This is a genomic window from Marinospirillum sp. (assembly GCF_014859565.1).
Window position 1 is genome coordinate 1 of the sequence record NZ_JACUUA010000413.1, and the last position, 1,822, is coordinate 1,822.

At 49.3% G+C, this 1,822-nt stretch carries 2 protein-coding genes; one reads left to right on the forward strand and one right to left on the reverse strand.

The features are described 5' to 3' along the window. A partial coding sequence (locus IBX50_RS20305) for a hypothetical protein (RefSeq protein WP_292258206.1) occupies positions 1–516 on the forward strand: 516 nt, incomplete at its 5' end. 31 nt (positions 517–547) lie between these two features. Here the strand turns inward: IBX50_RS20305 and IBX50_RS20310 are convergent. After that, positions 548–1,597: a WYL domain-containing protein gene (locus IBX50_RS20310; RefSeq protein WP_292258207.1), complete on the reverse strand. Its 1,050-nt coding sequence runs from the start codon at positions 1,595–1,597 to the stop codon at positions 548–550. Positions 1,598–1,822: the final 225 nt, after the last annotated feature.

Here is a 1,822-nt window from a genome sequence, read left to right on the forward strand (position 1 = left end):
ACACCAGACCTGCCAGCACCGACAGTCGAGTTCATTCTTAACAATCTGCATGAAATCAATCAGTTGCTGGAATTAAAAAACAGAGCAATCAACGCCATCCAGAAAGAGTGTATTGACTATCTGCAAGAAGCGCTTGGTGGCAAGCCTGTCACATCCAGAATCAATCAGTGGCATGGTTATCCTGCCATTCGTTTTGCTTTGGATTCTTGGCAGGACAAACAACACAAACAGTACCCAAAATATGATGTTGTGCTATATCTTGATGCTCGCGGGGAAAAAACATTTTGCATCAACTACTACATCTATGGAATACAAAATGAAGATCAGCACGCTGTCGTTGTAAGTGAAATGAAACAAGAGGACTGCACCCGCACTTGGCGAGAAAGCAATGATACCATCGCTTGTTTCCAGGTGACGCTGGCATCCACAGATCAAAACCAGATGTTCGAAGCTGTAGCTGAGAAAATGCGTCTGGTAGACCGATTCGAGCATGATGTGCGCAGCAAATGGGACTAGACCGGAAGTTAAAATCAGTTTGAATAGCGGGTTAACAACCTTGGCCGTACCATTCATTCATTTTTTTTGCGCTTATCTGAAGTTCTGCCACCCATTCTTCCGGCTCGTACAGCCGAATGCTTCTGTTGAGCCCGTATATCCACCAGAGGGTTTCCTGATCTCTGGGTATCCGGGCTTTTAACCGATACCAGCCACTTTCATCATTCAGCGGCTCAAGGGTCTGATCCTTGCTGAGTGGGGTTTCTTCCAGCAGCCAGGCCACCTCTGGATGAATGTCGGCCAGCAGCTGCACTGGCTTTTTCTCTTGCTGCCGGGCAAAAGCGCCCTGCTCGATGTAGTCTTCTACGTTGAAGCTTTCATCGATTTCACAGATCTGGCTGGATACTTCGGCTTTTTTGATCCGGTGCAGTGCAAACTGGCGCAAATCATCATAACCATCCACGCGGGCGACGAGGTAACTGCTGGCCGGTTGGGTGACCAGACCGGCTGGATGCAAGATAAAATCCTTAAGCTGTTTTTTCTGGCGACTCAGATAGCTGACTTTCAGGCAGCAGTTTTCCAGCAGCGCCTCGGCCACACAACGCCAGGTATTTTCATCCATAGCCGCAGGTATCAGCATTTTGCCATTAGGCAGGGCTTTTACTCTGCGTGCCCAGCGGCTCAGGCTGTTTTGGTTGAGGTGCTCCAAGTGCTGATTAGCCGCATCAAACTGGGGCTTGAGCTGATCAACAACTGTCGGGGGCAACAACCCTCTAAGCTGCTGCTCGGCCAGATGCAGTGCCAATGCTGCCGGTGTGTCCAGCGAGGGCAGATTAAAGCTGGCTTGCTGGTCAAAACTCCAGCGATAGGGCTTTTGCTGATCATGGCAGATGATGGGAAAGTAATAAGAAAGCCGGTCTTTAAGATCCCGCTGCAAGGCACGGGGCGTGACCTTAAAACCCCGTTCCTTAAGTTTTTCTATCAGGGTTGGAGTGGCGATACGACCAGGGTAACGCGGGATCAACTGCAACAGGGTGATCTGGCGATAAAGCGTATCTTTAGGGTCAGACATGCTGGTTTGTCCATAACGTTGAGGATCCATTAAATGCTCACCATCTTAAGTGATGATGATGAGCCTGTCAGCCCAGCATTGATCCAAGCTGGTTGAACTGGATTAGTCCACCACCCAGCCTGCATTGATCATGGCTTCGACATTCGGATAGGACATCAGCCCCATGTTGTTTTTCAGTTCGATCTGTAATTCACCAAGCAGCGCCTTTTCCAGAGGAATACTGCCAAAGTGGCCATGAATGTGTTTGAGGTGCAC

Coding starts and splice junctions, on each gene's coding strand:
- IBX50_RS20310 (WP_292258207.1), bottom strand. CDS start 1,597: ATGGATCCTCAACGTTATGGACAAACCAGCATGTCTGACCCTAAAGAT.